Annotated in this window: 2 protein-coding genes; both read right to left on the bottom strand. The window is 61.7% G+C overall.

Annotated elements, in window-relative coordinates:
- A partial coding sequence (locus EOL86_14255) for a hypothetical protein (GenBank protein NCD26735.1) occupies positions 1-857 on the bottom strand: 857 nt, incomplete at its 3' end.
- A 31-nt stretch (positions 858-888) separates the two neighbouring features.
- Positions 889-1,893, bottom strand: a complete 1,005-nt coding sequence (locus EOL86_14250; GenBank protein ID NCD26734.1) for a sigma-54-dependent Fis family transcriptional regulator — start codon at positions 1,891-1,893, stop codon at positions 889-891.
- Positions 1,894-1,968 lie beyond the last annotated feature (75 nt).

Genomic DNA, 1,968 nt, shown 5'->3' with positions numbered 1-1,968 from the left:
CCGGTTTTTCCGGACGCGTTCGTGTCGCGCCCCGCCATCGGCACCACGGCCACGGGCTCCACGACGACGCCACTGTCCACCGGGGAGTTCCCCGTTGCCACGGGCGTCGTCGCGGTTGCATTCAAAGCACGCAGCTCCTCGGGGAGCACCCTGGCCACGGGCCGACGCCACGACTCGCCCGGAGCCAGAATCATGGACGGGGGCGAGGCGGTCACAACACCGATGGTGGAATTCAGATCCTGACCAGGGCGCATGATCCGATTCCGGACCACCTGCCCCGGTCCGACCCGAAGGGACACGGACGAAGCGGGCATCCTGTCCGTGGTCGCGCCGGCGGCGGGATCGGGAACCGGCGCGGTCGCATTGGCGACATCCACTTGGGCCGTGTCGTCGCGGTCCGTCGTGGGAGCCGTCGACTTGTCGCCCCTGGACGCGTCGACCGTGGCCGGGGTTGCGTTGTGCTTGGCGAGCTCAAGATTTTGAATGTCGATGACCAGTGTCTTGCGCGCGGCCTTGGTCGAGGCCGTGAACGCGACCGGGCCGTCGAATTTCAGCGTCATGCCCTTCTGGGAAAATTCGACGGCCCGGAGCAGGGCGGTATCCGGGATACTCGCGGTCATGCGGGGTTTGCGTTCCCGCCGCCAATAACTCCATTTGATGGGAAGAAGAATCGCGGTTTCACTAACTTGACGAGGAGTGCCCGGAGGCAGGGTGGAATCGAATTTGAAAACCAGACGTTCCCCCGCCGGCGTGGTCGACCATGCCAGCTTGGCGCTCCACGCATCGTGAAGCGGGACAAGGCACCAAACGGCCAGGACAAGGAGCCAGAGCAGGCTGGCAAGGGGATGGACACGCACGGAGTGCTGTTAGCAAGAATCAGGCTGAAAGCTACAGCATGTTCTTTTTTTTCAATTTTTCGATCAAGGTGGTGCGCTTGATGCCCAGCAGTTCGGCGGCCTTGTTCTTGATCCCGTCCACTTGGCCCAGGGCTTGCGTCAAAAGGCGTTCCTCGATCTGGTCCAGAAATTCTTTCAGACCCAATTGCTGTTCGTGCAGGTCCTTCAGGTCCGGCCAGCGGAAGCCGGCGTCTGTCATGACCGGCCGCGCGGGCACCTCGACGCCTGTTTCGCGCAGGATTTTGTCCGGCAGGTCGGCCAGGGCGATGGCGTCGCCGTCGCAGAGTATGGACATGCGCTCCATGAAGTTTTCCAACTCGCGCACGTTGCCCGGCCAGGAATAGGCGGCCAGGATGTTCCGGACCTGTTCGGGCACGTCCAGGACGCATGGCCGCCGGGAATCGCAAAAACGTTTCAGAAAATGTCGGGCCAGAAGCAGGACATCCTCGCCACGCTCGCGCAGGGGCGGCAGCACGATGGGGATGACATTGAGGCGGTAAAAAAGGTCTTCACGAAAGACGCCGCGCCGGACCTCTTCTTCCAGATCGCGATTGGTGGCGGCCACGACGCGTACGTCGGCCTTGATGGTCTTAGTGCCGCCGACGCGTTCGAATTCGCGCTCCTGGAGAACTCGCAAAATTTTGACCTGCAGGGACAGGTCCATTTCGCCAATTTCATCCAGAAAGACCGTGCCGCCCTGGGCCAGCTCGAAGCGGCCGACCTTGGTTCGGATGGCGTGGGTGAACGCCCCCTTCTCGTGGCCGAAGAGTTCGGATTCCAGCAGTTCGCGCGGGATGGCCCCGCAGTTGATGGGCACGAAAGGCTTGTCCGCGCGTTGGCTATTGCGGTGCAGGGCGCGTACCAGCAGTTCCTTGCCCGTGCCGGATTCGCCGGTGACCAGCACGGTGCTGTCCGAGGGCGCGACCTTGGCCAGGATGCGAAATACATCTTGCAAGGCCGAACTCTTTCCAATTATTCCACAGGTATCAAATGACATGGCATCTCCTGGAACGGGGATGGATTCCACGCTGTTCCGATTTTGCCAAACTGTCAAGAATATGACAGAAACGCA

The sequence above is a fragment of the Deltaproteobacteria bacterium genome (genome assembly GCA_009930495.1).
Lineage (GTDB): Bacteria > Desulfobacterota > Desulfovibrionia > Desulfovibrionales > Desulfomicrobiaceae > Desulfomicrobium.
The sequence above is the reverse complement of the archived record's forward strand: the minus strand, read 5'-3'. Positions and strand labels throughout refer to the sequence as shown.

Bases quoted from the DNA above. Each gene is read 5' to 3' on its own strand.
- EOL86_14250 (NCD26734.1), bottom strand. From the start codon at position 1,893: ATGTCATTTGATACCTGTGGAATAATTGGAAAGAGTTCGGCCTTGCAA.